Here is a 26,479-nt window from a genome sequence, read left to right on the forward strand (position 1 = left end):
TGAACGCGGCGGCAAGCAAGGCGTCCTGCGTCCAGCCGTCGCGCTCGAACACGGCCGTCATGCGGCCCGCCGACATCACGCCGATCCGGTCGCAGATCAGCATCAGTTCGCGCAGGTCGCTCGACACCACCACCAGCGCGCGGCCCTCGCGCGCCAGCGCGCCCATCAATGCGTAGATCTCGAATTTGGCGCCGACGTCGATGCCGCGCGTCGGCTCGTCGAACAGCAGCACCGCCATGTCGTGCGCGAGCCAGCGGCCGATCACGACCTTCTGCTGGTTGCCGCCCGACAGCTCGCCCACGGCCTGCGCCGGGCCGCGCGTGCGGATCCGCATCGCGTCGATCTGGCGCTGCGCGAGCGCGTGTTCGCGCGCGGTGTCGACCACCCCGCCGCGCGCGAGCCGGCCAAGCTGGCCGAGCGACACGTTGGCCGCGATCGGCTGCGACAGCAGCAGCCCCTCGCCCTTGCGATCCTCGGTGATCAGCGCGATGCCGTGGCGCACCGCGTCCGACGGCGAGGCGATCCGCACCGCTTGCAGGCTGCCGTCCGCCGCGGCGAGCGACACCGTGCCGGCGTCGGCGCGGTCCGCGCCGTAAATCAGCCGCAGCAGCTCGGTGCGCCCCGCGCCGATCAGCCCCGAGATGCCGAAAATCTCGCCGGCGCGCACCTCGAACGACACGTCGCGCACCGCATTGCCGCGCGCCATCCCGCGAACGGCCAGGCGCGGTGCACCGATCCGGCGCTCGCCGAGATCGATGTGCTCGCCCACCTCGCGCCCGGCCATCAGCGCAACGAGCCGCTCGGTCGACACCTCGCCCATCGGCCCGGCATGCACGAGCCGGCCGTCGCGCAGCACCGCCACGCGTTCGGCCACGCGCGCCAGCTCTTCCAGCCGATGCGAGATGTAGACGAGCGCCACGCCCTGCGCCTTGAGCCGGTCGATCTGCGCGAACAGCAGCTCGACCTCGCGCGCGGTCAGCATGGCGGTGGGTTCGTCGAGAATCAGCACGCGGCAATCGCCGATCAGATTGCGCGCGATCTCGACCATCTGCTGATGGCCGATGCCGAGCGCGCCGACGGGCGTGTCGGGATCGATCGCGTCGAGCCCGACGCGCGCCATCGCCTCGTGCGCGTCGGCACGCAGCCGGCGCCGGTCGATCACGCCGAAGCGGCGCGGCAGACGGTTCAGGAACAGGTTTTCGGCCACCGTGAGCGTGGGCAGCAGGTTCAGCTCCTGCATCACCATGCGCACGCCGGCCGCCTCGGCCTCCGACCGGCTGGCGGGCGCGAACGCCGCACCGGCCAGCCGCAGCGTGCCGGCCGTCGGCGTCACCAGCCCGCCGACGATCTTCGACAGCGTGCTCTTGCCCGCGCCGTTCTCGCCCGTCAGCGCCAGCGCCTCGCCGGCGTTCAGCGTGAGCGAGACGTCGGCCAGCACCGGCTCCGCGTAGGTCTTGCCGACGCCCGAGACTGCGAGCACCGGCCCGCCCCGCGCGGACGCGGCGGAGGGAATCGTCGCCATGCGCGGCCCTTACTTCTTGACGATCAGGTCGACCGGGGTTTCGACCACGCCCGACAAGTCCGCCTGCTTCTTGTGCTCGGCGATCGCCTTCAGCGCGGTGTCGATGCCGAACACGGCCTGCTTGGCGGCGTATTGATCGGCCGTGGCGAGCACGCGGCCGTCCTGCAGCATCGGCTTGATCGCATTGATGTTGTCGTAGCCGACCACCAGCACCTTGCCCGCCTTGCCGGCCGCGCGCACGGCCGACACGGCGCCGATCGCCATGCTGTCGTTGCCGCACAGCAGCGCCTTCAGGTTCGGATATTCGTTGAGCATGGCCGAGGCCACCGCGTTGCCCTTGTCGATTTCCCATTCGCCCGACTGCACCGACACCACCTTGGCGCCCACCGCCTTCATCGCGTCCTGGAAGCCGGCCGTGCGCTGCTGCGCGTTGGTGGTGGTCGACACGCCTTCGAGGATGCCCACCTCGTCGCCGGCCTTCAGCCGCTTGGCCAGGAAGTCGCCGATCTTGCGCGCGCCCTTGCGGTTGTCCGGGCCGACGAACGGCACGTTGAGGTTCTTCGACTTCAGCACGTCCGGATCGAGCCGGTTGTCGATGTTGATGACGATGATGCCGGCGTCCACCGCCTTCTTGACGACCGGCACCAGCGCCTTCGAATCGGCCGGCGCGAGCACGATCGCGTCGACCTTCGAGACGATCATCTGCTCGACGATGCGGATCTGGTTCGCGGTGTCGGTTTCGTCCTTGATGCCGTTGGTGACGAGGTCGAACATCGCCGGGTTGTGCTGCTGGTACGCCTTCGCGCCGGTTTCCATGGTCAGGAAGAACTCGTTGGCGAGCGACTTCATGACGAGCGCGACCTTCGGCTTGTGGGCCGACTGCGCGTAGGCGCCGAGCGGCGCGACGGCAACGGCGGCGCCGGCAAGCGCGGCGACCAGGACACGGCGGCGAATCTGGAAATCCATGCGAACTCTCCTCACAGGTCTGGGCCCGGCGCCCAAGGTGTGGTTTTCATGTTGAGCAAACGTTTGCCGAGTCGATACGGACTGCGATCGAAAACGGAGCCTGCAGCGACGGGAACGAGGACATCGGTACCGCCGGGTCGTTCGATTGCCTGACCCGAAACATGCGGTGCGCGCCTCCCGTTCCTTTTTTGTTGGTACCGGGAAGCGCCTATGCTGGACGTTCGCCGGACGTCGCGCAACAAGGTGTTGCCCTGATTCCGGGAAGCGCGGATCGTATGCCGCGCCGCAAAAACACACCGCCGCGCGGTCGTGACGACGGCGCGGCGGTGTGGGCGATGCACGAGGCGGCAGCCCCCTTGCGGGGCCGCCCGGCGCCGGCGATCAGACGGCGGTTTCCTTCAGTTGCGCGGCGACCTCGGCTTCGGTCAGGTGCGGCGCGAACATTTCCAGCAGCTTGTAGGCGTACGAGCGCAGGAACGCGCCCTTGCGCAGGCCCACGCGCGTGGTGCTGGCCTCGAACAGGTGCTCGGTGTCGAGCGCGACGAGGTTGATGTCGCGCTGCGCATCGTAGGCCATCGCCGCCACCACGCCGATGCCCATGCCCAGTTCGACGTAGGTCTTGATCACGTCCGCGTCGATCGCGGTCAGCACCACGTCGGGCACCGCGCCGGCCTTCGCGAACGCCTGGTCGATATGCGAGCGGCCCGTGAAATCCTGGTCGTAGGTGATGATCGGATATTCGGCGATCTCTTCCAGCGTGAGGTTCGCGCGGCCCACCAGCGGGTGATCCTTCGGCACGACCACGATGTGGTGCCACGAATAGCACGGGAACGTCACGATGTCCGGATAGCGATCGAGCGCCTCGGTCGAGATGCCGATGTCGGCCTCGCCGCTCAGGATCATCTGCGCGATCTGCTGCGGGCTGCCCTGGCGCAGCGCCAGATGCACCTTCGGGAACACGTCGGTGAACTGGCGGATCACCTTCGGCAGCGCGTAGCGCGCCTGCGTGTGGGTGGTCGCCACCACCAGGTGGCCGCTGTCCTGATCGGCGTACTGGCGCGCCACGCGGCGCAGGTTCTCGGCGTCGAGCAGCATGCGCTCGATCAGCTGATGCACGGCCTTGCCCGGCTCGGTGAGGCCGGTCAGGCGCTTGCCGCGGCGAATGAAGATGTCCACGCCGAGTTCGTCCTCGAGATCCTTGATCTGCTTGGAGACGCCCGATTGCGACGTGTACAGCACGTTCGCCACCTCGGTCAGGTTCATGTTCTGGCGTACCGCTTCACGGACGAAGCGCAATTGCTGGAAATTCATGGGTCAGCCTCTCGTGGGCGTTGTCGTTATCGATGAAAAGCCGAGCGGCGGCCCGAACACGGCCGCCTTGCCGCTATTGATGCTGCCTGCCGGCTCAGCGAGCCGGAAACACGCGCGCGTGGCGCGGCACCGCCAGCGCGCCGTCGCCGACGCCGAGCGCCAGCGCGCGCCAGGTGTCGCGATCGAGTTCGGCCTCGAGCAGCGTGCCGCCCGAGCGCGGTTCGAGCTCGATGCGCACCGCGCCGCCGAGCGGCACGACGCGCCGCACGTCCACGGCGATGCCGTCCGAGCGCGCATCGGTGCGCCCGACGATCTGCAGATCGTGCGGACGCACGTAGGCGTGCGCACGGCCGGCGAAATCGGCATCCACCGCGATCGGGCCGGCCGCGCCGTCGGCCACGAAGCCGTCGCCGTGCACCGTGCCGTCGAGCTTGTTGGCCGCGCCGAGGAATTCGTAGACGAACGCGCTTTGCGGATGATCGTACACATCCTGCGGGCTGCCGACCTGTTCGACATGGCCGCGGTTCAGCACCACGATCCGGTCGGCCACTTCGAGCGCCTCTTCCTGATCGTGCGTGACGAAGATCGTCGAGATGTGCAGATCGTCGTGCAGGCGGCGCAGCCAGCTGCGCAGCTCCTTGCGGACCTTCGCGTCGAGCGCGCCGAACGGCTCGTCGAGCAGCAGCACCTTCGGCTCCACGGCCAGCGCGCGGGCCAGCGCGATGCGCTGGCGCTGGCCGCCCGACAGCTCGGACGGGTAACGCGGCGCGAGCCAGTCGAGCTGCACGAGCTTGAGCAGCTCATGCACCTTCTCGCGGATCACGGCCTCCGACGGGCGCTCGTTGCGCGGCTTCACGCGCAGGCCGAACGCCACGTTCTCGAACACCGTCATGTGGCGGAACAGCGCGTAATGCTGGAACACGAAGCCGACCTGGCGCTCGCGCGCCCCCACGTCGGCCACGTCCTGGCCCTGCAGCACGACCTGGCCCGCGTCCGCGTGCTCGAGGCCCGCGATCACGCGCAGCAGCGTGGTCTTGCCGCAGCCCGACGGCCCGAGCAGCGCCACCAGTTCGCCGGGCGGGAAATCGAGCGAAACGTCGTCGAGCGCCTTGAAGTCGCCGAATTGCTTGTGCAGATTGCGTACGGTGATACCCATTTCGTGTGCCCCTTCAGGAGTGCGATGCGGCGGCGGCGCGCGCATTCGCGAGTTCGGCCGACATCCGGCGTTCGGCGAGCAGCTTGAGCGCCAGCGTCACGAGCGCGAGCAGCGCCAGCACCGATGCCACCGCGAACGCGGCCGAAAAGTTGTATTCGTTGTAGAGAATCTCGACGTGCAGCGGCATCGTGTCGGTCTGGCCGCGGATATGGCCCGACACCACCGAAACGGCACCGAATTCGCCCATCGCCCGCGCGTTGCACAGAATCACGCCGTACAGCAGGCCCCAGCGCACGTTCGGCAGCGTCACGCGGCGGAAGATCTGCCAGCCCGACGCGCCCAGCACGCGGGCGGCCTCTTCCTCGTCGTTGCCCTGCGCCTGCATCAGCGGAATCAGCTCGCGCGCGACGAACGGGAACGTCACGAAGATGGTCGCCATCACGATGCCCGGCACCGCGAAGATGATCTGCACGTCGTGCGCCTCGAGCCACGGCCCGAGCCACCCCTGCGCGCCGAACATCAGCACGTACACGAGGCCCGAGATCACCGGCGACACCGAGAACGGCAGGTCGATCAGCGTGGTCAGGAACGCCTTGCCGCGGAACTCGAACTTGGCGATCGCCCACGACGCGCACACCCCGAACACGAGGTTCAGCGGCACCGCGATCGCGGCCACCGTCACGGTCAGCACGATCGCCGACCATGCGTCGGGATCGGCCAGCGATTCGAAGTAGAAGCCGATGCCCTTGGCCAGCGCCTGCGCGAACACCGCGGCGAGCGGCACCACCAGGAAGCCGGCCAGGAACAGCAGCGCGATGCCGGTCAGCACCCAGCGCGTGACGCGCGATTCGCTGACCGGATCGTGGCGGCGCGCGGCGGCGCGCGGCGCGACGTTGCCCGCGGCCAGCGCGGAACCCGGATTGGTCTGGCGGCTCATTGCGCACCTCCCGCCGTGGCGGCCGTGGCCGCGGCCGGCGCCGGGCCGCTGGCGCCGCGGCTGGTGCGGCGTTGCAGAACCCATTGCAGCGTGTTGATCAGGAACAGCATCACGAACGACACCACCAGCATCACCACGGCCAGCGCGGTCGCGCCGGCGTAGTCGTACTGTTCGAGCTTGGTGATGATCAGCAGCGAGGTGATTTCCGACTTCATCGGCACGTTGCCGGCGATGAAGATCACCGAGCCGTATTCGCCGAGCGCGCGCGCGAACGCGAGCGCGAAGCCGGTCAGGAGCGCCGGCAGCACGGCCGGCAGCACCACGCGACGGAACGTCAGCCAGCGCGACGCGCCAAGGCAGGCGGCGGCCTCTTCCTGCTCGCGCTCGAAATCCTCGAGCACCGGCTGCACCGTGCGCACCACGAACGGCAGGCCGATAAAGGTCAGCGCGACCAGCACGCCGAGCGGCGTGAACGCCACCTTGATGCCGAGCGGCACCAGGTATTGCCCGACCCAGCCGTTCTGCGCGTAAACGGCGGCCAGCGAGATGCCGGCCACCGAGGTGGGCAACGCGAACGGCAGGTCGACGATGGCGTCCACCAGCCGTTTCAACGGGAATGAATAGCGCACCAGCACCCACGCCACCAGGAAGCCGAACACGGCATTGATGAGCGCGCCGCCGAGCGCCGCGAGGAACGTCAGGCGGTAGGACGCCACGACGCGGGCCGAGGTGGTCGCCGCGACGAACTGGTCCCAGGTCAGCGTGGCGGTTTTCAGAAACGTGGAGGCGAGCGGTATCAGCACCACGAGGCTCAAATAGGCCACCGTGATCCCGAGCGTCACGCCGAAGCCGGGCAATGCGCTCGGCTTGCGGAAGGTGTACGTCGTCATGCGAAAGCGCTTCCTAGGTTGACTTGGGAGACGCGGCCGCCGGGAGGTTTCCGGGCGGCCGCGCTGGGTGCTGCGTTATATCGGGCGGTGCGTGCGGTAGGTTGCCGCGCCGCCTCGTGTCCTGCTGCCTGGCGGCGCCCCCCTCGGGAGCGCGCCGCCGGCGTCCGGCTGCGCGCCGGAAGCGTTACTGCGGTTTGTAGATCGAGTCGAACACGCCGCCGTCGGCGAAGTGCGTCTTCTGCGCGTTGGTCCAGCCGCCGAACGTGTCGTCCACCGTGTACAGCTTCAGCTTCGGAAACTGCTTGGTCAGCTCGGCCGGCACGTCCTTCGAACGCGGGCGGTAGAAGTTGCGCGCCGCGATTTCCTGGCCTTCCTTGCTGTACAGGAAGTTCAGGTAGGCCTCGGCCAGCTTGCGGTCGCCCTTCTTGTCGACGACCTTGTCCACCACCGCCACCGGCGGCTCGGCCAGGATGCTGACCGACGGCACGACGATCTGGAACTTGTCCGGACCGAATTCCTTCAGCGACAGGAACGCCTCGTTTTCCCAGGCGATCAGCACGTCGCCGATGTCGCGCTGCACGAAGCTGGTGGTCGCGCCGCGCGCGCCCGAATCGAGCACGCCCGCATTCTTGTAGAGCTTCGAGACGAATTCCTTGGCCGTCTGCTCGTTGCCGCCCGGCTTGTGCAGCGCGTAGGCCCAGGCCGCCAGGTAGTTCCAGCGCGCGCCGCCCGAGGTCTTCGGGTTCGGCGTGATGATCGACACGCCCGGCTTGACCAGGTCGTCCCAATCCTTGATGCCCTTCGGGTTGCCCTTGCGAACCAGGAACACGATGGTCGAGGTGTACGGCGAGGCGTTGTCGGGCAGGCGCTTCTGCCAATCCTTCGCGACGATCCCCTTGTTGGCCAGCGCGTCGATGTCCCAGGCCAGCGCCAGCGTGACCACGTCGGCCTGCAGGCCGTCGAGCACCGAGCGCGCCTGCGCGCCCGAGCCGCCGTGCGACTGCTTGAACGTGACGGTTTCGCCCGTCTTGGCCTTCCATTCCTTGCCGAAGGCCTGGTTGATGTCCTGATACAGCTCGCGGGTCGGATCGTACGAGACGTTCAGCAACGTCGTGTCCGCCAGTGCGTGGGTGGCCCCGCCCAGCGCCGCCGCGCCGACCGCCAGTGTTGCGATAAGACGGCGGACGCCGCCTGCCAGCCCCGTGTTGCGCTTGACCATCCCGGTGATCTCCAAAGGTTCGTGGATCGTTTTTTGCAATGTCGGGCCAGTCTAGCGAACAGCTTTCATCATTAAAAATAATCGTTCTTCATTTTTTAAGAAGCAAAAGTGGTAAAGACCGCCCGGCGGACGGTTGAGGCATGGAAACCGGCGTTCGAACGTCCTTCGATCGCGTCGGAACCGGCGTCATAGCGACGAACTTCAAGTAACGCTTGAAATTCCCGAACTACTGTATAAAAATACAGATCACTGTCTATCCATACAGTTGATCATGACCAAACTCACCGCACGTCAGCAGCAAGTATTCGATCTGGTCCGCCGCGCGATCGAGCGCTCCGGCTTCCCGCCCACCCGTGCGGAGATCGCGGCCGAGCTGGGCTTCAGCTCGCCGAACGCAGCCGAGGAGCACCTCCGGGCACTGGCCCGCAAGGGCGTGATCGAGCTGGCCGCCGGCGCGTCGCGCGGCATCCGCCTGCTCGGCCTCGACGATGCGCCCCATCAGTTCACGCTGCCCCACGCGGCGCTCATGCAGCTTTCGCTGCCGCTGGTCGGCCGCGTCGCGGCAGGTAGCCCGATCCTCGCGCAGGAACACATCTCGCAGCACTACGCGTGCGATCCGTCGCTGTTCACGAGCAAGCCCGATTACCTGCTGAAGGTGCGCGGCCTGTCGATGCGCGACGCCGGCATCCTCGACGGCGACCTGCTCGCCGTGCAGAAGCGCACCGAGGCGAAGGACGGCCAGATCATCGTCGCGCGGCTCGGCGACGACGTCACGGTCAAGCGCCTGAAGCGCCATTCCACGGGCCTCGAACTGATCGCCGAGAACCCCGATTACGAAAACATCTTCGTGAAGGCCGGCAGCGCGGAGTTTGCGCTCGAAGGGATTGCCGTCGGCCTGATCCGGTCCGGCGAACTCTGATACCCGCCGCCCCGCCACGCTGCCCCGATCTGGAGAAACGCCATGGAACGCCTCGCTCGTCTGCTGCCTTTCCGTCAATTCGGTCGTCTGCGTCATCTGCGCGGCCGCACGCCCTGTGCGCCGCTCGCGGCCGACGTCGGCGCACCGGCCGCCTCCGGGGCGGGCGAGACGGCTTCCCTGCTGCCCTCGGCCCTGCCGGCCTTCGCCCGCGTTTCGCTGAACGCGGGGCTGCATCACGCGGAACCGGCACGGCGTGCGCCGGTGCGCGTCTATCACGGGGCGTCGCGCACGATCATGGTCGGCTCGATCGATGCCGTGTGCCGCATGATCGACGATTGCATCGCCGAGGAACGTTCGGCCGCTTGAGGCGTCTCTGGATACAGTGCGACGCCCCGATGGAGGCCAGGTGCCCGTTTCTTCAACCCGCCGCGGCCGGGTCAAGCCGCTCGTCGGGCTCGTGGTCGGCTTGGTGATCCTGCCCGCGGTTCTGTATGCGTACGTCTCACCCTACGTCGCGCTGCTCGGCCTGAAAAAGGCCGTCGATACGCGCGATGCGCAGACAATCAGCCGCTACGTCGATTACCCGGCGCTGCGCGTGAGCCTCAAGCAGCAACTGACCGACGAGCTGATGCGCCGCGTCGATCCGCAGCGCCACAACAATCCGCTTGCCATGCTCGGCGCGATGATCGGTTCGGCCTTGGTCGGGCCGCTCGTCGATGCCTACGCCACGCCGGAGGGCGTGGCCGCGCTGTTGAGCGGGCTGCCGCCGCGTGGCGATCCGGGCGAGCATCCGCCCACGCTCGATCAAGCGGCGCCAGCGCCTGCCTCGTCCGCCGTGCCCGCCCCGTCGGCCGCACCGCCGGCGTCATCGGCGGCGCCGTCCAGCGGCACGTCGGTTGCCAATGCCGCGCCGTCGACGAGCGCCGCCTATCAGGGCGTCAATGAATTCGTGGTGGTATATCAGCGCGATGTCGGCGATGCGCGCTACGCGGCGATCTTCCGTCGTAGCGGCCTGTTCGGATGGAAACTGAGCGCGATCGATCTGCATCGCTGATCGCCCCGCGCATCGATGGCTGCCGCCGCCCACACGGCAGGGTCGAGGCGGCCAACCGCGCCGCCTCGGGCTTCACTTCCGCAAGTTCGCCGTGTCACGCCGCCTGGCTGGCGGCGGCCTCGCGTTCCTTCGCACGTTCCTCGCGCTGCTCGTCGGTCGACGAGCAGGCCACGAGAATGCTGCACGACACGCGGTCGAGCAGTTGCGTGTTGCCCGCGCCCATCCACCAACGCGACAGGCCGCTGCGGCAGCGATGCCCCACCACCACGAGATCGACATTGAGCGACTTCGCGAGGTTGGCGATTTCGTCGATCGGGTAACCGAACGCAAAATGGCCTTCGGCCTGCACGCCGCGCTCGGTCAGCCAGTCCACGCCTTCCTGGAGGATCTCGCGCGCCGTTTCCTCGAAGCGCCCGCAGGCCACGTCGGTCAGCAGGCCGGCGCTCTGCGCGATGCTCGAACGCATGTCGACAACCGACAGCAGATGCGTCTGCGCCTTCAACTGAAGCGCAAGATCCGCACCGCATCGCAGGGCTTTGCGGCCCTCCAGCGTGCCGTCGTAACACAGCAGGATTTTCTGGTAGCTCGACATGATGGCCTCCTTCTCTGAATCGATCGACGCTTCGATCATGGTGCGCCGCAATTCCGGATGCAAGGGATGAAAACGCGGAGATGAAAATCGTCCACCGATGCCGGATTGCGGTGCAGGCTTGCACGATCCGGTCGCGCGCGGCGAACCGAAAGCGGGACGCGATGCACTAGAATGGCCGCTTCGTGCCGTCCCTCCGTCGACCTCCCGCCTCCGCGCTCATGTCCGCCGCTCCGATCGAATTTCACGATGTCAAAAAAAGCTTCGGCGACAAACGCGTCGTCGACGGCCTGTCGTTTCACGTGCGGCGCGGCGAATGCTTCGGCCTGCTCGGGCCGAACGGCGCGGGCAAGACCACCACGCTGCGGATGCTGCTCGGCATGACCTACCCCGATTCCGGCGCGATCCGGCTGTGCGACGAGCCGGTGCCCGCACGGGCGCGGCATGCGCGGCTGCGCGTCGGCGTCGTGCCGCAGTTCGACAATCTCGATCCCGATTTCAGCGTGCGCGAGAACCTGCTCGTGTTCAGCCGCTACTTCGGGCTGTCGGCGCGCGCGGCGCGCGAGCTGGCGCCGTCGCTGCTCGAGTTCGCCAAGCTCGAAAGCAAGGCCGACGCGAAGGTCGGCGAGCTGTCGGGCGGCATGAAACGGCGGCTCACGCTGGCCCGCGCGCTCGTCAACGATCCCGACGTGCTGGTGCTCGACGAGCCCACCACCGGGCTCGATCCGCAGGCGCGCCACCTGATCTGGGAGCGGCTGCGCTCGCTGCTCGCGCGCGGCAAGACGATCCTGCTGACCACGCACTTCATGGAAGAGGCCGAACGCTTGTGCGATCGGCTCTGCGTAGTGGAATCGGGCCGCAAGATCGCCGAGGGCGCGCCGCAGGCGCTGATCGAGAGCGAGATCGGCTGCGACGTCGTGGAAATCTACGGCCCCGATCCGGCCGCGCTGCGCGACGAGCTCGCGCCCCATGTCGCGCGCGCGGAAATCAGCGGCGAAACGCTGTTCTGCTATGCCGACGATCCCGCGCCACTGACACGCATGCTCAAGGGCCGCGCCGAACTGCGCTATCTGCACCGGCCCGCGAACCTCGAAGACGTATTCCTGCGGCTGACCGGCCGCGACATGCAGGATTGACCCAACGATGGATACCGGCCACTCGTCCCCCGCCCGCGACGCGCACGCCCCGGCGCCGGCCCGCTTCGCGATCGCCCTGCCCGCCAACGGGCGCAACTGGATCGCCGTCTGGCGCCGCAACTATCTGGTCTGGAGGAAGCTCGCGCTCGCCTCGATGATCGGCAACCTGGCCGACCCGATGATCTATCTGTTCGGGCTCGGCCTGGGCCTCGGCGTGATGCTCGGGCACGTCGACGGTGTGTCGTACATCGCGTTTCTGGCGGCCGGCACGGTCGGTTCGAGCGTGATGATGTCGGCCAGCTTCGAGGCCATGTATTCGGGCTTTTCGCGCATGCAGGTGCAACGCACCTGGGAAGCGATCATGCACACGCCGCTCTCGCTCGGCGACATCGTGCTCGGGGAAATCATCTGGGCCGCCAGCAAGGCGATGCTGTCGGGCACCGCGATCGTGGTGGTGGCGAGCGGGCTCGGCTATGCGTCGTTTCCGTCGCTGCTGACGGCGCTGCCGGTGATCGCGCTGGCCGGGCTGGCGTTCGCGAGCCTGGCGATGGTGATCACGGCGATCGCGCCGTCCTACGATTTCTTCATGTTCTATCAGACGCTGGCGCTCACGCCGATGCTGCTGCTTTCGGGCGTGTTCTTCCCGGTCACGCAGTTGCCGGCCGTCGCGCAATACGCGGCCTATGCGCTGCCGCTGGCCAACGCCGTCGACCTGATCCGGCCGGCCATGCTCGGCCGGCCCGCCACCGACATCGCGATGCATGCCGGCGTGCTGGCGGCCTATGCGCTGGGCGGGTTCGTGGTGTCGGCCTGGCTGTTCCGCCGGCGCATGATGCGCTGAACGCAACGCGGCGCATGCCGGGCTTCGGGTTCGAGCTCGGGCATGCGCCGATGCGCCGCGCCGGGGCCGGCACGGCGTGAAACCGGCAAGGCGCCGGTTCGGTTACAACGTGTCGCGCGACACGCCGGCGACGCTTACGCGTCGTCGTCGCCCCACGGCATTTCCACGTCGGTCAGGAACGCCACCGTGGCGATCGGGCCGCCTTCCTGGCGCCCCTGCTTGCCGTCGGCGCGGTGCCATTCCACGCGGAACATCGTGCCGGGATCGTCGGCCAGCAGATACACCGAGCGCAGTTCTTCCTCGTCGGCGTCCTCGACCGGGCCATCGAACGACACGCGCATGCGCTGCGGCCACAGGCCGTTGGCCGGATCGTAAATGCGGTCGCCCTGGGGGATATCGATGCTGGCCTCGACGCCGATCGTCGACGATGCTTCGATGATCATCTTGCCGAGCGCATTGAGCACCGCCGTGGCACGTGCCGAGTTCGCCTGACGGATGGCCAGATCGCCGCGCGTCAGCGCCTGTTCGAGTTTCGGATGAATCTTCTGTTGCTTCATGCGTAATCCTGATTGCTTCGGGGAATGCCGCCGCGAGGTCGCGGCGGCGGTCGAATCTTCGGGTGAATCCCTGCGGGGGCTCAGAAACCGAGCGCCACCGCCGCGATGCCGGCCACGATGCCGAAACCGACCACCAGCGCGGCGATCAGCACCAACATGCGGGCCGGAAACGAGCGCCACAGCATCGCCAGCGACGGCACGCTCACGGGCGGCAGCGTCATCAGCAGCGCCGCCGCCGGCCCGACGCCCACGCCGAGCGCCAGCATCGCCTGCACGATCGGCACCTCGCCGGCGGTCGGGATCACGAACAGCATCCCGGCGATGGCGAAGGCGACGATCCACAGCGCGGCGTTACCGACCTCGGGACCGACGTGCGGAAACAGCCACGCACGCGCCGCGCCGAGCAGCAGCACGAGCACGATGTACTCGGGAATCAGCCGCAGCGTCATGCGCGCCAGCAGCGTCATCCAGCGCACGAACGGATTGCCTTCGGCCATCTGGCCGGCGGCGATCCGCGCCAGCGCGGCGTCGTCCACGGGGCTGGCGCCGGCCGAGGCGATCCGGTTCAGCCAGTAGCCGATCCCGAACACCATCGCCACGCCGAGCACGACGCGCAGCGCCGTCCATTGCCAGCCGAGCACGAAGCCCATGAACACCAGCGTGGCCGGGTTCAGCACCGTGTTGCCGAGCCAGAACGCCACCGCGCCGCCCGGCGACGCCTGACGGGCACGCAGGCCCGACACCACCGGCGCCGCGCAGCACGTGCACATCATGCCCGGCAGCGACAGCAGGCCGCCGGCCACGACGCTGCCGAAGCCGGTGCGGCCCAGCACGCGCGCGATCGTCCTGGCCGGCAGCAGCGCCTGAAGCGCCGAACCGAGCAGCAGGCCGAGCACCATCGCCTGCCAGATCGCCTTGCCGTACGCCCATGCGTAATCGAGCGCCGCCTGCCACGACGGCCCCGGCGCCTGCGCCGCCGTGCCCATCAGGATCGACTGGCCGATCGAATGATGCTCGGCCGCGACGAACACGCGATGGTAATACGGCGACCACTTCACGTAGAACAGGCCGGCGATCGCGATCACGGCGAATATCGCCCAGCCGAGCACGGGCGAAGAAGACGAAGAAGTCGAACGGGTCGTGTTCATGTCGAGCGTGGCGTGCGGGCTGGCAGTCCTCGGAGGCGGGCTCGGTCGGCGCGCCCTGTTTGGGGCCGCCGCGCGGTGAACCGATGCGCGGCGAAGCCCGGATTATCGCATGCGAGACACGCTCGGCGGCACGGCGTGCCTGTGTCGCAAGCCTCGCATCCCGCGATCCGCGGCGGCGCACGATGCGCGGCGCCGGTGGATGCGTGCGGGCGGCGCATGCCGGTTCAGCGCGACGCGAACGTATCGCAATCGCGCACGTCGCCGCGCTGCATGCCGCGCCGCAGCCACGCGACGCGCTGCTCGCTGGTGCCGTGCGTGAACGCATCGGGCACCACGTAGCCTTGGCTGCGCCGCTGCAACGTGTCGTCGCCGATCGCGGCGGCCGTCTTCAGGCCCTGCTCGAATTCGCCCGGCTCGATCAGTTGCCGGTTCGCCTGCTGCGCGTTGTAGGCCCACACGCCGGCGAAGCAATCGGCCTGCAGCTCGAGCCGCACCGACAGCCGGTTCGCCTGCGTCTCCGACATGCGCTGGCGCGCCGCGTCGACTTTGTCCGAAATGCCGAGCAGCTTCTGCACGTGGTGACCGACCTCGTGCGCGATCACGTAGGCCTGGGCGAAATCGCCGCCCGCGCCGAATTTGCGGCGCAACTCGTCGTAGAACGCGAGATCGATGTAGACCTTCCGGTCGGCCGGGCAGTAGAACGGCCCCATGGCCGTCTGGCCGGTGCCGCAGGCGGTGGGCGTCGCACGCTCGAACATGACGAGCGTCGGCGGCGAATAGTCGCGATTGAGCTGGGTCGGGAAGATGTGAGACCAGGTGCGCTCGATATTGCCGAGCACCCGGCGCGTGAACACGGCGCGCGGGTCGTTCTGGCTGGCCTGCGAGGGTGCATTCGCGGCCGGCGCGGGCGCCGTCCGGTCCTGCCCCGCAGATTGGCCCTGCAGCACGGCCGCGCCCTGCAGGATCACGCGCGGATCGATACCGAAAAAGTAGGAGGCGGCCAGCGCGACGACGATCGTGCCGATACCGATCGTCGCACCGCGCCCGCCGCCGCCGAACCCGCCGCGGCGGTCTTCGACATTCCGGCTTTCGGCTTCGTCATCGAGGCGCATCGCGGCTCCGTTCGCTGGGGACGCGGCCGGTACGAAGCGCCGCGGGACGCACGAAGTATAGCCAATGGAATGCGCCGCGACGGCTCGCCGCGCCACACGCGTGGCGCGGCGGTGCGGCGCTTACTCGGGCCGCTGGATGAAGCAGGTGGCCGAGCCTTGCGCGACGATCTTGTCGTCGGGCGTCTTCAGCGTGCCTTCGGCCACGCCGAGCGTGCGCGACAGGTGCGTGACGCGCCCTTCCGCGATCAGCTCGACGTCGCGCGGCACCGGGCGCAGCATCTTCACGTGCAGATCCACCGTGCCGTAGCCCACGCCGCGATCGAGCATCGAATGCACCGCGCAGCCCGTCACGGAATCGAGCACCGTCGCCGCGAAGCCGCCGTGCACGCCGCCCAGCGGGTTCAGGTGGCGCTCGTCGGCACGCGCCGTCATCCGCACGTAGCCCAGCTCCACGGCGTCGAGCCGCATCGGCATGGTTTCGGTGATCGAAGGCGCGGGTACGTCGCCCGCCGCGGCCGCGCGCAGCAGGTCGATTCCGGAAAAATCGAGCGGGTTCATCGGGAAGCTCCTCGTGGTTGGCGATCGGGACAACGTCGGGTCGACTCTGTTAGTTCCAAAACAGAACGCATTATTCTTTACCGATTTTGAGCCTGTCAACGTGAGGATTGTGGTTTTGAATGTGCGTTCTATAATCGAACCCACTTTTTGAACAGCGAGGCCGACGATGAAATGGGACGACGTGGGCGAGATGCCGTGCTCGGTCGCGCGCACGGCCGCCGTGCTCGGCGACCGCTGGACCCTGCTGATCCTGCGCAATGCGTTTCTCGGCATCCGGCGCTTCGATGCGTTCCAGGCGCAGTTGGGCGTGACGCGCCATGTGCTGGCGGACCGGCTCGCGCGGCTGGTGGACGACGGTATCTTCGAGAAGCGGCCGTATCAGGCGAATCCGCCGCGCCATGAATACCGGCTGACCGACAAGGGCCGCGACCTGCACCCGATCCTGCTGGCCCTGACCGCCTGGGGCGATCGCTGGAAGGACGACGGCGCCGGGCCGCCCGTGCTGCTGCGGCACAAGCGCTGCGGCAAGTTGATGCGGCCGGTGATGGTGTGCTCCGAATGCGGCGAGCCGCTCGATCCGCGCGACATCGAAGCCCTGCCCGGCCCCGGCTGGCCGGCCGCGGCGCAGGGCGAGACGCACTGAGGCACTGGCGCATCGCGCCACCGCCGCATCGCTCGGCATGTTTCGCCACGGCAATAAAAAAGCCCGCTTCGCAGGCAGCGAAGCGGGCAAAACTCAAGGCAGCCGAGGCAAGTCAGCTGTCCCGATAATAATAACGGCACCGAACCCCAATACTTTCGGCTTTTTCCAAAAAATATTTAGGCACCTCGGCTTGCGAGCGATGATGGGCGCCAAAACAAAAACGGCGCCAACCTTTCGGTTGGCGCCGCCTGCAACTAGACCCCACTTCTGAATTCTTGACGGTGAGACACGGAAGGCCGTTCTTCACCTGGTTTCCTGAATGCTCGCCGCCGCAGATTTGAATATGGGGACCGCGCTGGGCAACTGCTGACGACGTGCTGGAAAACGCCCGCGATTGTACGACAAGCGGCACGATTCCGGCAACCGTTGCACTGGCGGCAGCAACACTTGCGCAACAACACCTCCGCCGCCGCGCGCCGGCCCGGCGTCAGCCGTCCGTCGAGACGGTCACGGCCTCCCAGGCGCCGATTTCCTTTTCCAGGCTCGCCAGCTTGCCGCGCACCAGGCCCAGCGCATCGCTGCCAAGCAGCAGGTGGGCCGGCGGCTCGGCGGACGCGATCGCCTCGAGCATCGCGCGCGCCGCCTTGCGCGGATCGCCCAGTTGCTTGCCGCTCTTCTGCTCGCGCGCCTCGCGGATCGGATCGAAGATCGCATCGTAATCGGCGATCGAGCGCGGCGTGCGCACCATCGAGCGGCCCGCCCAATCGGTGCGGAACGAGCCCGGCGCCACCGCCGTCACCGCGATGCCGAACGGCTCGACCTCCTTGCCGAGCGCCTCGGAAATACCCTCCAGCGCGAACTTGCTGCCGCAGTAATAAGTGATGCCCGGCATCGTGATGTAGCCGCCCATCGACGTGATGTTCAGGATGTGGCCGCGCCGGCGTTCGCGCATGAACGGCAGCACCGCCTTCATCATCGCCACCGCGCCGAACACGTTGACGTCGAACTGGCGGCGCAGATCCGACAGCGGCGACTCTTCCATGATGCCTTCGTGGCCGTAGCCGGCGTTGTTGACGAGCACGTCGATCGGGCCGACCGTCGCTTCGATGTCGGCCACCACGCCGCCGATCGCGTCGAAATCGGTCACGTCCAGCAGGCGCGCCACCGCGCCGTGCGCGGCCAGCGCCTCGAAATCGCGCTTCGCTTCGGCGCTGCGGACCGTGCCGACCACCGTGTGCCCCGCCGCCAGCGCCTCTTGCGCGAGCGCACGACCAAAACCGCTGCTGACGCCCGTAATGAGCAGGATCTTTCCGTTAGCCATTGCTGGACTCCTGAATCGTGACTGGAGACTGCATGGTAGTATCCGCAATTCGATTCAATAAGCCGAATTTCAGTAATTTTCTTGCCTAAAACTATGAATCCAAAGCGGAGCGTACGTATCGATGACGCGGCCGCGGCCCCGCCGGCAAGCCGGCGCACGCTCGACCTGCTCCACGCGCTGGCGCCCGACGAGGGCTACAACCTCACCGCCCTGCCGAGCGTACGGATCCTGCGCTCGAACCGGCCCCTGTCGCGCACGCCCGTGCTCTACGATCCGGGCATCGTGATCGTGTGCCAGGGCAGCAAGCGCGGCTATTTCGGCGGCCAGCTCTACCTGTACGACGCGAATCACTACCTGGCCGTGTCGGTGCCGGTGCCGTTCACGATGGAGACCGAGGCGAGCGCATCGCAGCCGCTGCTTGCGCTGTATCTGCATCTCGATTTCACGCTGGCCGCCGAACTGGCCATGCAGATCGACCGCGAAAGCACCGCGAGCCCGGCGCAAGCGCCGCAAAGCATGATGTCGACGCCGATGGACGACGCCATGGCCGGCTCCGTGCTGCGCCTGCTCGAAGCGCTCGACCGGCCGCTCGAAGCGGCCGTGCTCGGCCAGGGCCTGCTGCGCGAGCTGTATTTCCGCGTGCTGACCGGCGCGCAAGGCGGCGCGATGCGCGAGGCGCTGGCGATGCGCGGGCAGTTCGGCCGCATCGGCCGGTCGCTGCGGCTGATCCACGCCGGCTACGCGCAGCCGCTCGACGTGACGCAACTCGCCGACGCGGCCGGCATGAGCGTGCCGAGCTTCCACAGCCACTTCAAGACGATCACGCAGGCTTCGCCGATGCAGTATCTGAAATCGACGCGCCTGCATCAGGCGCGGTTGCTGATGGTGCGCCAGGATCTGACCGCCGAGGCGGCCAGCCATGCGGTGGGCTATACGAGCGCGTCGCAGTTCAGCCGGGAGTTCAAGCGGCTGTTCGGTTTGACGCCGGCGGCCGAGGTGCGGCGAATGCGGGAGAGTTTCGCGATTCCGGCGGCGTTCGAGGATGCGATGTTCGTGTCGTCGCATTGAGATGCGGCTGGCTGGCGCATGCGGCAACCGGCCGTCTTTTGTGCGTTTGCACGAATATTGGAATCGTCGAGCACTATCTCGACGTTCATTCAATGACGGGTGCGGGTTGCCTTGTGTCTCGATGTTTGGCGCTGCGCACCTGCTCCATTTGAAAGGGAATCGCTCATGGCTTTTTATTACGACGCGGCAAACGTCGTCAAAACCAGCGCACCGAGAAAATACCAAATCGATCGTGACCCAAGCCTTAATCGGCATCACGGCTCCGGGATCACCCTCACCCCTAGCTCCACCAAACGAGAAAGGCAGGCGCGGTAGAGCGCTTCGTCGCCAAAATGCAGGTCAAACGCTCGTCCGTTAGATACGTAGCTGATAACGTCGGCTTGGATCGAATAGCGCTCAAGCGAGACACCACCTCCGAAGAGGCAGGCATCAATTTCATCGATCTTCGCTTTCATTCGCCACCCTTCTTTTGTTTCTTGATGCCTCAATCCCATCTCGAAATATGCTGTTCAAAAGTACAGCGCATTTCGAGATAGAAATGATTCAGCCGTTTTTCGATACGCCGAGGCAGGCGGACCTCCCCTGCTACTGGCGCTCATGCCCCCACGCCGACATGCACCTGCTGGTACTCGAGGTGCTGCAGGCCTCGGCAGCCAATCATTCATAAGGCCGCTTGACCAGACAACTGGCGCACCGAATCAACAGGCGGGTAACCGGATCCGCGCGCGATCAAACGGCGCAGTTTTGACGCCGAAAGCATCGCCTCCCCCTAGTGAGAAAAAAGTTTTCTCGTTCATATCGTCGGCAGCGCCCATCCCAACGAAACGGCACGGTGGACGAACCATGACGGGGATGGGATACGCGCCGCGAATGCTGCCCGCATACCGCGCATAGTAGTCGTGAAGGCCTGAAATAGTGTCGAGACTTTCAGCATGCGCGGCGACAGATGCCGATGCGATCGCAAAACCGGCGAGTATGGTTGTCCGCTTCAAAATGCTCCTTGCCAATTTCTGCCTTGGTCGGTCACGTGGCTGCCGCTCACGCCAACGCGCTGTTGATGATTCCTGCACACCGGAATCTCGCGCACATTGTCTGCGATGCAGAGGCCATCGCCAACTTCGAAGCGCCTTGACAGGCATACGTTCAGTACGGCGAGCACCACGCCGTCGACGCACCGTGGAGGATGAAGCAGGCCGGCGCCGTTAGACAGCGTAATGGTGGCCGGAGATACGCGACTCGATGCAGCCGTGAGCGTCACCATGATGATGGCTTTCGTCGACGGAAAGCGGCAAGGCATGTGATTCCCAATTTGGGAATTCAAAAGCAAAAACGGCGCTGCCTTTTTGGGGCAGCGCCGTTTTTAACTGCTAGATACTACTCAGAATTCTTGGGGTGGCTGACGGGACTCGAACCCGCGACAACAGGAATCACAATCCTGGACTCTACCAACTGAGCTACAGCCACCGTTGTTACTGCCTACACCTGCTTCGTTGCCGTTGTGTTTCAGCAGCGAAGAACGAGATTATATGGACAGGATTTCGTCTTGTCCAGCCCCTTTTTAAAAATTTTCGACCGGGGCTGTCAGATGGGTGCGCGCCTCGGCAAAAATCGTCGCGACGTCGCCGCGCGCGAGGCGCTTGCTGTCCGACAGCACGCGCCGCCAGCCGCGCGCACCGTGCACGCCGCGATACAGCCCGAGCGCATGGCGCACGATCGCGCCAAGGTAGGTGCCGCGCGCGATTTCGTCGGCGCAATAGGCGATCAGCCGATCCTCGATCTCCTCGCGCGTCGGCGCGGGGCCGGCGCCGCCATAGAAGCGCGCATCGACCTCCGCCAGCACATACGGGTTGTGATACGCCTCGCGGCCGAGCATCACGCCATCGACGTGCTGAAGATGCGCTTCGACTTCGTCGAGCGTCGTGATGCCGCCATTGATGATGATTTCGAGCTCGGGGAAATCGCGCTTGAGCTGGTAGGCGTAATCGTATTTGAGCGGCGGAATCTCGCGGTTTTCCTTCGGCGAGAGGCCCTTCAGGATCGCGTTGCGCGCGTGCACGATGAATACCTCGCAGCCGGCCTCGGCGATCGTGCCGACGAAATCGCGCACGAACGCGTAATCTTCCACGGCGTCGACGCCGATCCGGTGCTTGACCGTCACCGGCACCGACACCGCATCGCGCATCGCCTTCACGCAGTCGGCCACGAGCGCCGGCTCGTTCATCAGGCAGGCGCCGAACGCACCGCGCTGCACGCGCTCGGACGGGCAGCCGCAATTCAAGTTGATTTCGTCGTAGCCCCAGGTTTCGCCGAGCTTGGCCGACTTCGCGAGATCGTCGCGTTCGCTGCCGCCCAGTTGCAGCGCGACGGGCGCCTCATCGGGCGTGAACGCGAGATGGCGCGCGACGTCGCCGTGAATCAGCGCGCCGGTCGTGACCATCTCCGTGTAGAGCCAGGTGTGGCGCGAAATCGACCGGTGCAGCGACCGGCAATGGCGGTCGGTCCAGTCCATCATCGGCGCGACGGTGACGCGCCGGGGCGTTGCTTTCATCGAATCTTCCTGCTGAATCAATATCGTGAGTTCGGGTTGCGCCCCAGCCGGCACCGTCGTTCTGATGGTTATGTGGGCGCGGGCCGGCGGCACGGTGCAGCCGGAACGGATGCGGCGGAGGGTCGAAGCGTTTCGAGCCCGCACATCGGTCAAGGGCGACATTATAAGGCGGCCTGCGCTGTACCGCCCGAGCCCCACAAACACAAAAGCCGCCGGAGCCAGCCCCGACGGCTTTCATTCCCACACCAGCCCCGCCAACGAGCCGGCCCGGTTTCAACTCAGCAAGCGGGCAACGCCATCAAGCCGCCCTGGCCCCCCGCAGTTCGCGATCCACCGCCCCGCGCGCCATCGACATCACCTGATCGACCACGTTGCGCTCGCTGAGCCACACGCCGTCGACATGCACGAGCCGCCAGCCGATCACCTCGGCATCGCCGAACAACACGCGGTAATGGGCCTTTTCGCCGGCGCCTACTTGCTCGGTCTTCACTTCGAGCCGATAAGCGTTGTACTCCTCGACATATGCATCGAGGCTGTGTCCAATCGAAATCGTATCCATTTTCATCCTCCCGACCCTAAGCAATCCGATCAAATCGATCAATCAAACTCTTCAGGCAACGCCGTTCTGCCGTCTTCGGTCAGTTCTGCGCGCCCCGGGCGGCTCTGATACACGTAGCCGTCATTCTGCAGCGCGTCGACCAGCGCTCCGAACTGCGCCGGCACCGGATGCCCGGCGCCGAACCGGTCGACCCACTTCAATGCTTCTATTGCATCGGGACTGAGTGCGGGGACCATCGACTCTCTCCGCGGTGAAGGAAATCCGATCCTAGCACTGAAAAATGAAAACCAATGTCATTGATTGCTTCAGAACGTAAAAGGCGGGCAACGCTGTCGCGTTGCCCGCCTTTTCGCACACCGTTGCGGCCCGCCGGTCGGGCATCAGAGACGCGCGATCGACACCTCGGTGGATTTCACCAGCGCGACCACTTCCGCGCCAACCTTCAGCTCCAGCTCGTCGACCGAGCGCGTCGTGATGACCGACGTGACGATGCCGAACGGCGTATCGACGTCGACCTCCGACACCACCGGCCCGCGGATGATTTCCTTGACCTTGCCCTTGAACTGGTTGCGTACGTTGATGGCGATGATGCTCATGTTGGTATGGCTCCGAAAATATCAGTCGATGGTGGCTGGGCAGCGTCAGACGGCCCAGCGGATACGGGTTGCGGGGGCAGGCTGCTCGAACGCGTCGGGCGCGTCGACCACCGGGCCGCCCTTCAGCACGCGTTGCAGCACGCGGTCCTCGAGCGCGGCAAACGACGACGAGGCGCGTGCGCGCGGCCGGTCGAGCGGCACGGTCTGGTCGAGCGCGATCTTCCCGGATTCGATCAGCAGGATCCGGTCGCCGAGCGCCACCGCCTCCTGCACGTCGTGCGTCACGAGCAGCGCGGTAAAGCGATGCTCGCGCCAAAGGCGTTCGATCAACGCATGCATCTCGATACGCGTCAGCGCGTCGAGCGCGCCGAGCGGCTCGTCGAGCAGCAGCAGCTGCGGCCGATGCACGAGCGCGCGGGCCAGCGCCACGCGCTGACGCTGTCCGCCCGACAGTTGCGCGGGCCAGTCGTTGGCGCGCTCGAGCAGGCCAACCTCGTCGAGCACGGCGCGCGCGTCCTCGCGCGAGCGGCGGCCGAGGCCGAGCATCACGTTCTGCAGCACGGTCTTCCACGGCAGCAGCCGCGCGTCCTGATACATGATCCGCGTGTCGAGCGCCTCGCCGGTTTCGCTGCGCTTGAGCAGCGTGCCGTCGGTCGGCTTCTCGAGCCCGGCGATCAGCCGCAGCAGCGTGGACTTGCCGCAACCGCTGCGCCCGACGATCGCCACGAAGCTGCCGCGCTCGATCGACAGATCGAAATCGCTGAGCACGGCGCGCTCGCCGTAGCGCTTGCCAACCTTGCGCAGCTCGACCGAGTGATCGCCGCTGCGCGCGAGCGGCGCGCCGTGGCCTGCCCCGCCGGCCTCGCGCCGCCGCGTCAGCGGCACGACGTGGCCGCCCGAGTCGCGATCGAGCACGGCCGCGTCCTGGCGGGCGGCGTCCTCGGTGCGCGACTGCGCGAGCTCGGCGTCGATGTCGGCGCCGGCGATCGGGCCGTAAGGATTGTTGAGCGTGGACGCATTCATGATTTCGCTCCCGGTTGATACGCGGGGTGCCAGCGCAGCGTCGCGCGTTCGAGCCACTTCGCGAGCACGTCGGCCAGCTTGCCGAGCACCGCGTACAGCAGGATGCCGACCACCACCACGTCGGTTTGCAGGAATTCGCGGGCGTTCATCGTCATGTAGCCGATGCCCGATTGCGCGGAGATCGTCTCGGCCACGATCAGCATCACCCACATCAGGCCGAGCGCGAAACGCACGCCCACCAGGATCGACGGCAGCGCGCCGGGCAGGATCACGTCGCGATACAGCGCGAAGCCCTTCACGCCGTAGCTCTTGGCCATCTCGATCAGGTTCGCGTCGACCGAGCGGATGCCGTGATAGGTGTTGATGTAGATCGGGAAGAACACGCCGAGCGATACGAGGAACAGCTTGGCCTTCTCGTCGATGCCGAACCAGAGGATCACGAGCGGAATCATCGCCAGCGCGGGGATGTTGCGGATCATCTGGATGGTCGAATCGAGCGCCACCTCGGCGGCCTTCGAGATGCCGGTGGCCAGGCCGAGCACGAGGCCCACGCCGCCGCCGATCGCGAAGCCCACCAGCGCGCGCCAGGTGCTGACCTTGACGTTCGCCCACATGTCGCCGGATTGGATCAGGGACCACGCCGCGCGCACCACGGCGAGCGGCTCGGGCAGCACGCGCGTGGACAACGCGCCGGCGCGCGCGGCCAGCTCCCATGCGATCACGAGGCCGAGCGGCACGAGCCAGGGCGCGATGGCGCGCCAGCCGCGGCGTGCGACGCCGCGTCCTGCGCGCTGAAGAGTCGGGGTTGCCATCTCGATTCCTCCGCGCTCAGCTCTGGCTCGCCTGCGGCGTGTAGTGATTGCCGATCACCTCGCCGAACGGGCCGGACAACGGGCCGGCGCGGCGCGTGTTGGTGGTGCCCTTGATCAGCGGGAACACCAGCTCGGCGAAGCGGTACGACTCCTCCAGGTGCGGATAGCCCGACAGGATGAAGGTTTCGATGCCGAGCGCGGCGTATTCGCGCATCCGTTCGGCCACCTGCTCGGCGCTGCCGACCAGCGCGGTGCCTGCGCCGCCGCGCACGAGGCCCACGCCCGCCCACAGGTTCGGATAGACCTCCAGCTCCTTGCGCGAGCCGCGCTTGCCGCCGTGCAGCGCGGCCATCCGGCGCTGCCCTTCGGAATCCATCTTCGCGAACGACTGCTGCGCACGCGCCACCGTGGCGTCGTCGAGGCGGCTGATCAGCTTGTCGGCATCGGCCCAGGCCTCTTCCTCGGTTTCGCGCACGATCACGTGCAGGCGGATCCCGAACTTGATCTTGCGGCCGCGCGCCTCGGCGCGGGCGCGGATGTCCGCGATCTTCTTCGCGACGGCCTCGGGCGGTTCGCCCCAGGTCAGGTAGGTGTCGATATGCTCGGCCGCGATCGCGTGCGCGGCCGGCGACGAGCCGCCGAACCACAGCGGCGGGTGCGGCGTCTGCACCGGCGGATAGAGCAGCTTGCCGCCCTTCGATTGCAGATGCTTGCCGTCGAAATCGATCGTCTTGCCGTCGTGCGATTTGGCGAGCAGGTCGCGCCAGATGTGCAGGAATTCGTCGGTGATTTCGTAGCGCGTGTCGTGGTCGACGAACACGCCGTCGCCTTCGAGCTCGGCGATGTCGCCGCCCGTCACCACGTTGATCAGCAGCCGCCCTTCCGACATCCGGTCGAACGTGGCGGCCATGCGCGCCGACAGCGCCGGCGACGACAGGCCCGGGCGCACCGCGACCAGGAACTTCAGGCGCTTGGTGGCCGGAATCAGGCTCGATGCGACCACCCAGGCGTCCTCGCAGGAGCGGCCGGTCGGCAGCAGCACGCCGTCGTAGCCGAGCGTGTCGGCCGACGTGGCGATCTGACGGAAGTAATCGTAGTCGGCCGCACGCGCGCCGTCGGACGTGCCGAGATAGCGGCTGTCGCCGTGCGTCGGAATAAACCAGAACACATTCATTTGCTGCTCCTGCCTGACTGTTCTTGCGAAAATTTCGGGCAAAGCGAGGCCCTCGGCGCATGCGGGGCGCCGAACAGGATCGTCTGCCGGGAATGAGGCTCGCCGGATCGCTCCGCGCGGCGGGCGAGCTCGCGATTGCGCGGGAGGACGGGTTCTACCGTCTCTGGGAAATCAGTCTAGGGAGGGGCACTTCGTTTAGGAACGATTTTTTTGAGCTTAGGTTTTCCGCTTTCGTGATTTACGCGCTGCTGTAGCGAATATCGCGATGTGGGGACGGTCGAAGCCGGACGCACCCCTCTATAATGGCGGGCCCGAGTCCGACCTACCTTGCGCGCGTGGCCGCACGCCGTGCGCGCTCATGCCTGATCCGATGCAGAAAGTCATCCTGCCGTTCCTGTCCGGTTTCCTAGCCGCCCTGTTCTTCCGCGAATCGACGCTGGCGCTGCTGCATGCGGCGGGCCTGATCGGCATCGGCGGTTTCTCGGTCGAACCGTTCGCACCCGCGGGCATGCCGACGTTCATCGTCAATGCGCTGATCAGCGCGTTCTGGGCGATGTTGATGGCGTGGCTGCTGCGCGTGTCGCCCGAGCGGCGCGCGCCGTGGGTGCAGGCGCTGGTGTTCGGCGGCATCGTGCCGACCGTGGCGCGCGTGTTCGTGATCGATCCGCTGCGCGGCATCTGGCCTGCCGGCAACATGCTCTCGCCGCTCGCGATCGGCTTCGCGGCCAATGCGATCTGGGGCTGGGGCGCGCTGGTGTTCATGCGCGCGTTCATGTCCGACGACGATTACGACGATTGATCGCGGCGCGCGCACCGGGCG

At 66.9% G+C, this 26,479-nt stretch carries 30 protein-coding genes, 1 tRNA gene and 1 pseudogene; 8 read left to right on the forward strand and 24 right to left on the reverse strand.

Going from position 1 to position 26,479, the window contains the following annotated elements; genetic code table 11:
* From G3N92_RS02605 to G3N92_RS35450, 8 genes and pseudogenes are all read right to left on the reverse strand, one after another.
* On the reverse strand, window positions 1-1,522 hold a 1,522-nt coding region (locus G3N92_RS02605; RefSeq protein ID WP_206125877.1), incomplete at its 3' end, for a sugar ABC transporter ATP-binding protein.
* Between the two features lie 9 nt (window positions 1,523-1,531).
* Window positions 1,532-2,488: a sugar ABC transporter substrate-binding protein gene (locus G3N92_RS02610; protein WP_206125878.1), complete on the reverse strand. Its 957-nt coding sequence runs from the start codon at window positions 2,486-2,488 to the stop codon at window positions 1,532-1,534.
* Window positions 2,489-2,869: 381 nt separating this feature from the next.
* On the reverse strand, window positions 2,870-3,799 hold the full coding sequence (locus tag G3N92_RS02615) for a CysB family HTH-type transcriptional regulator (protein ID WP_206125879.1): 930 nt from the start codon (window positions 3,797-3,799) through the stop codon (window positions 2,870-2,872).
* Between the two features lie 94 nt (window positions 3,800-3,893).
* Window positions 3,894-4,955: a sulfate ABC transporter ATP-binding protein gene (locus G3N92_RS02620; protein WP_206125880.1), complete on the reverse strand. Its 1,062-nt coding sequence runs from the start codon at window positions 4,953-4,955 to the stop codon at window positions 3,894-3,896.
* Between the two features lie 13 nt (window positions 4,956-4,968).
* Window positions 4,969-5,892: a sulfate ABC transporter permease subunit CysW gene (cysW, locus tag G3N92_RS02625; protein WP_206125881.1), complete on the reverse strand. Its 924-nt coding sequence runs from the start codon at window positions 5,890-5,892 to the stop codon at window positions 4,969-4,971.
* Window positions 5,889-6,782 (reverse strand): sulfate ABC transporter permease subunit CysT, encoded by an 894-nt coding sequence (gene cysT, locus G3N92_RS02630; RefSeq protein ID WP_206125882.1) that lies wholly within the window; start codon window positions 6,780-6,782, stop codon window positions 5,889-5,891. The genes cysW and cysT overlap by 4 nt, the downstream gene beginning before the upstream one ends.
* A gap of 184 nt (window positions 6,783-6,966) precedes the next feature.
* Window positions 6,967-8,001, reverse strand: coding sequence for a sulfate ABC transporter substrate-binding protein (locus tag G3N92_RS02635; protein ID WP_206125883.1), 1,035 nt, complete (start codon window positions 7,999-8,001; stop codon window positions 6,967-6,969).
* Between the two features lie 188 nt (window positions 8,002-8,189).
* A pseudogene (locus G3N92_RS35450) lies at window positions 8,190-8,258 on the reverse strand (sodium:proton symporter); the annotation flags it as partial.
* 14 nt (window positions 8,259-8,272) lie between these two features.
* On the opposite strand from G3N92_RS35450, the gene lexA reads away from it, so the two are divergent.
* The 3 genes from lexA to G3N92_RS02650 are packed head-to-tail and all read left to right on the forward strand — an operon-like array spanning window position 8,273 to window position 9,974.
* Window positions 8,273-8,920 carry a transcriptional repressor LexA gene (lexA, locus tag G3N92_RS02640; RefSeq protein ID WP_206125884.1) on the forward strand — a complete coding sequence of 216 codons (648 nt, stop codon included), beginning with the start codon at window positions 8,273-8,275 and terminating at the stop codon, window positions 8,918-8,920.
* 42 nt (window positions 8,921-8,962) lie between these two features.
* Window positions 8,963-9,286 carry a hypothetical protein gene (locus G3N92_RS02645; RefSeq protein ID WP_206125885.1) on the forward strand — a complete coding sequence of 108 codons (324 nt, stop codon included), beginning with the start codon at window positions 8,963-8,965 and terminating at the stop codon, window positions 9,284-9,286.
* 40 nt (window positions 9,287-9,326) lie between these two features.
* Window positions 9,327-9,974, forward strand: a complete 648-nt coding sequence (locus tag G3N92_RS02650; RefSeq protein WP_206125886.1) for a DUF2939 domain-containing protein — start codon at window positions 9,327-9,329, stop codon at window positions 9,972-9,974.
* 94 nt (window positions 9,975-10,068) lie between these two features.
* On the opposite strand, the gene G3N92_RS02655 is transcribed toward G3N92_RS02650, so the two are convergent.
* Complete coding sequence (locus G3N92_RS02655; protein WP_206125925.1) at window positions 10,069-10,566, reverse strand: universal stress protein; 498 nt, start codon at window positions 10,564-10,566, stop codon at window positions 10,069-10,071.
* Between the two features lie 218 nt (window positions 10,567-10,784).
* On the opposite strand from G3N92_RS02655, the gene nodI reads away from it, so the two are divergent.
* Both nodI and G3N92_RS02665 read left to right on the forward strand, forming a co-directional pair.
* Entirely contained in the window at window positions 10,785-11,699 is a 915-nt protein-coding gene (gene nodI / locus G3N92_RS02660) for a nodulation factor ABC transporter ATP-binding protein NodI (RefSeq protein ID WP_206125887.1), read from the forward strand.
* A gap of 7 nt (window positions 11,700-11,706) precedes the next feature.
* Complete coding sequence (locus G3N92_RS02665) at window positions 11,707-12,540, forward strand: ABC transporter permease (RefSeq protein ID WP_206125888.1); 834 nt, start codon at window positions 11,707-11,709, stop codon at window positions 12,538-12,540.
* A 134-nt stretch (window positions 12,541-12,674) separates the two neighbouring features.
* On the opposite strand, the gene G3N92_RS02670 is transcribed toward G3N92_RS02665, so the two are convergent.
* From G3N92_RS02670 to G3N92_RS02685, 4 genes are all read right to left on the reverse strand, one after another.
* Complete coding sequence (locus tag G3N92_RS02670) at window positions 12,675-13,097, reverse strand: hypothetical protein (RefSeq protein ID WP_206125889.1); 423 nt, start codon at window positions 13,095-13,097, stop codon at window positions 12,675-12,677.
* Between the two features lie 80 nt (window positions 13,098-13,177).
* Window positions 13,178-14,245 (reverse strand): permease, encoded by a 1,068-nt coding sequence (locus G3N92_RS02675; protein WP_206125890.1) that lies wholly within the window; start codon window positions 14,243-14,245, stop codon window positions 13,178-13,180.
* A 224-nt stretch (window positions 14,246-14,469) separates the two neighbouring features.
* On the reverse strand, window positions 14,470-15,357 hold the full coding sequence (locus G3N92_RS02680; protein ID WP_206125891.1) for a neutral zinc metallopeptidase: 888 nt from the start codon (window positions 15,355-15,357) through the stop codon (window positions 14,470-14,472).
* 120 nt (window positions 15,358-15,477) lie between these two features.
* Window positions 15,478-15,915 carry a PaaI family thioesterase gene (locus G3N92_RS02685; RefSeq protein ID WP_206125892.1) on the reverse strand — a complete coding sequence of 146 codons (438 nt, stop codon included), beginning with the start codon at window positions 15,913-15,915 and terminating at the stop codon, window positions 15,478-15,480.
* Between the two features lie 166 nt (window positions 15,916-16,081).
* Here G3N92_RS02685 and G3N92_RS02690 point away from each other — a divergent pair, with 166 nt between their 5' ends.
* Window positions 16,082-16,558, forward strand: coding sequence for a helix-turn-helix domain-containing protein (locus G3N92_RS02690; protein WP_206125893.1), 477 nt, complete (start codon window positions 16,082-16,084; stop codon window positions 16,556-16,558).
* A 487-nt stretch (window positions 16,559-17,045) separates the two neighbouring features.
* Here G3N92_RS02690 and G3N92_RS02695 read toward each other — a convergent pair whose 3' ends face one another.
* Complete coding sequence (locus tag G3N92_RS02695; protein ID WP_206125894.1) at window positions 17,046-17,879, reverse strand: oxidoreductase; 834 nt, start codon at window positions 17,877-17,879, stop codon at window positions 17,046-17,048.
* Between the two features lie 93 nt (window positions 17,880-17,972).
* Between G3N92_RS02695 and G3N92_RS02700 the strand changes: the two genes are divergently transcribed.
* Complete coding sequence (locus tag G3N92_RS02700) at window positions 17,973-18,947, forward strand: AraC family transcriptional regulator (protein WP_206125895.1); 975 nt, start codon at window positions 17,973-17,975, stop codon at window positions 18,945-18,947.
* Window positions 18,948-19,201: 254 nt separating this feature from the next.
* Here the strand turns inward: G3N92_RS02700 and G3N92_RS02705 are convergent, their stop codons facing one another.
* The 10 genes from G3N92_RS02705 to ssuD all read right to left on the reverse strand — a co-directional run bounded on the left by G3N92_RS02705 (window position 19,202) and on the right by ssuD (window position 25,659).
* Window positions 19,202-19,402 carry a hypothetical protein gene (locus G3N92_RS02705; RefSeq protein WP_206125896.1) on the reverse strand — a complete coding sequence of 67 codons (201 nt, stop codon included), beginning with the start codon at window positions 19,400-19,402 and terminating at the stop codon, window positions 19,202-19,204.
* A 533-nt stretch (window positions 19,403-19,935) separates the two neighbouring features.
* On the reverse strand, window positions 19,936-20,208 hold the full coding sequence (locus G3N92_RS02710; protein WP_206125897.1) for a hypothetical protein: 273 nt from the start codon (window positions 20,206-20,208) through the stop codon (window positions 19,936-19,938).
* Window positions 20,209-20,335: 127 nt separating this feature from the next.
* A tRNA-His gene (locus G3N92_RS02715) sits at window positions 20,336-20,411 on the reverse strand.
* A gap of 94 nt (window positions 20,412-20,505) precedes the next feature.
* Window positions 20,506-21,495 (reverse strand): tRNA dihydrouridine(20/20a) synthase DusA, encoded by a 990-nt coding sequence (dusA, locus tag G3N92_RS02720; RefSeq protein WP_206125926.1) that lies wholly within the window; start codon window positions 21,493-21,495, stop codon window positions 20,506-20,508.
* 298 nt (window positions 21,496-21,793) lie between these two features.
* Window positions 21,794-22,054, reverse strand: coding sequence for a hypothetical protein (locus tag G3N92_RS02725; RefSeq protein WP_206125927.1), 261 nt, complete (start codon window positions 22,052-22,054; stop codon window positions 21,794-21,796).
* Window positions 22,055-22,092: 38 nt separating this feature from the next.
* Window positions 22,093-22,290, reverse strand: coding sequence for a hypothetical protein (locus G3N92_RS02730; RefSeq protein ID WP_206125898.1), 198 nt, complete (start codon window positions 22,288-22,290; stop codon window positions 22,093-22,095).
* Between the two features lie 144 nt (window positions 22,291-22,434).
* Window positions 22,435-22,650 carry a molybdopterin-binding protein gene (locus tag G3N92_RS02735; RefSeq protein ID WP_013697841.1) on the reverse strand — a complete coding sequence of 72 codons (216 nt, stop codon included), beginning with the start codon at window positions 22,648-22,650 and terminating at the stop codon, window positions 22,435-22,437.
* 45 nt (window positions 22,651-22,695) lie between these two features.
* Window positions 22,696-23,673 carry an ATP-binding cassette domain-containing protein gene (locus G3N92_RS02740; RefSeq protein ID WP_206125899.1) on the reverse strand — a complete coding sequence of 326 codons (978 nt, stop codon included), beginning with the start codon at window positions 23,671-23,673 and terminating at the stop codon, window positions 22,696-22,698.
* On the reverse strand, window positions 23,670-24,485 hold the full coding sequence (gene ssuC, locus G3N92_RS02745; protein ID WP_206125900.1) for an aliphatic sulfonate ABC transporter permease SsuC: 816 nt from the start codon (window positions 24,483-24,485) through the stop codon (window positions 23,670-23,672). The genes G3N92_RS02740 and ssuC overlap by 4 nt, the downstream gene beginning before the upstream one ends.
* A gap of 16 nt (window positions 24,486-24,501) precedes the next feature.
* Window positions 24,502-25,659: an FMNH2-dependent alkanesulfonate monooxygenase gene (gene ssuD, locus G3N92_RS02750; RefSeq protein WP_206125901.1), complete on the reverse strand. Its 1,158-nt coding sequence runs from the start codon at window positions 25,657-25,659 to the stop codon at window positions 24,502-24,504.
* 358 nt (window positions 25,660-26,017) lie between these two features.
* On the opposite strand from ssuD, the gene G3N92_RS02755 reads away from it, so the two are divergent.
* Window positions 26,018-26,458, forward strand: coding sequence for a hypothetical protein (locus G3N92_RS02755; RefSeq protein WP_206125902.1), 441 nt, complete (start codon window positions 26,018-26,020; stop codon window positions 26,456-26,458).
* Window positions 26,459-26,479: the final 21 nt, after the last annotated feature.

The organism is Burkholderia sp. Ac-20379 (assembly GCF_017104645.1).
Taxonomy (GTDB): domain Bacteria; phylum Pseudomonadota; class Gammaproteobacteria; order Burkholderiales; family Burkholderiaceae; genus Burkholderia.